The organism is Paenibacillus sp. IHBB 3054 (assembly GCF_051594305.1).
GTDB lineage: Bacteria > Bacillota > Bacilli > Paenibacillales > Paenibacillaceae > Paenibacillus_AQ.
This window is the reverse complement of the sequence record NZ_JBOFBG010000127.1, coordinates 1-990: the sequence shown is the minus strand read 5'-3', so window position 1 is coordinate 990 and position 990 is coordinate 1. Positions and strand designations below refer to the sequence as shown.

The window sequence follows — 990 nt, the reverse complement described above, 5'->3', positions numbered from 1 at the left end:
AGAGTATGAAGGTGATGCAGATACGAACCCTAATACCCTATATACAGATTTAACCTATGACTCTCTGGGATACGTACAAACTGAAACGTTACCTTTGTCAAATGAAAAGCGGAATAACACTGCTCTTAAGCAGAAATATACCCTATCATATCAATATGACCCGAAATTCAAGCTGCTGTCTTCAAAGAGCTGGTATCAAAATGAGACCGATGGGACCCCGGTAAGTGAAACAGTCGCTTACACGTCAGATGGAAGAATAGAGAAAAGTACGAATGCAGCGGGAGAAGTTACCATTTATTCGTACTTAAAAGATAACAGTGCCTTCACTGTCACTGCCGAGAAGTGGAAAGGTGATCAGCGGGTTGTTAAGTCTGTGATTGTGTACGGGTCGGCGTATAACTTTGCCTATCCAACTGAAAAACAGCAATGGTTTAACCTCGGACAGCCGAATCAGCAAATTGTTAAAACTCAAATGAGTTATGACAAAGGCAACGGGCTACTGAAAAGTGAAATCAACGGCAATCAGCAGAAAATCACCTATACTTACGATGACCTTGGCAGGCTGTTAAAGATCACCAAGCCCAATTTCACAAATTCAAATGGGGACAAGTATTCTGAAACAGAGGAATATAGGTACTCATATAATCAGATCTCTACGAATTTTGATTCAGTGAATGCCGGGACCTACAGTTTTGTAGTGGATACGGAACACACGTTGACACAGACATCTAATGGAAATACGGTCAAATCTCACGGGATTACATTTTACAATGGTCTCGGCCAAACATTACTGCAAGAGCGCTATGACCCCAACGCAGGAAGGTATACCCAAACACAGTATCATTACGACGAGTGGAATCGTCCCGTGTATGTAGTTGACCCGGCCAGAAATACAATGACCGTCAGTTACGATGCCTGGGGCAGGCAGAACCGAGCTACGAATGCAAATGGAGACCTCATCGTCAGCGACTATGCCCTGAAAGCACGCAC

General features: G+C 43.5%; 1 protein-coding gene. It reads left to right on the top strand.

The window, feature by feature from the left end:
* A partial coding sequence (locus ACQ76X_RS36000; RefSeq protein WP_438498683.1) for an RHS repeat domain-containing protein occupies positions 1-990 on the top strand: 990 nt, incomplete at both ends.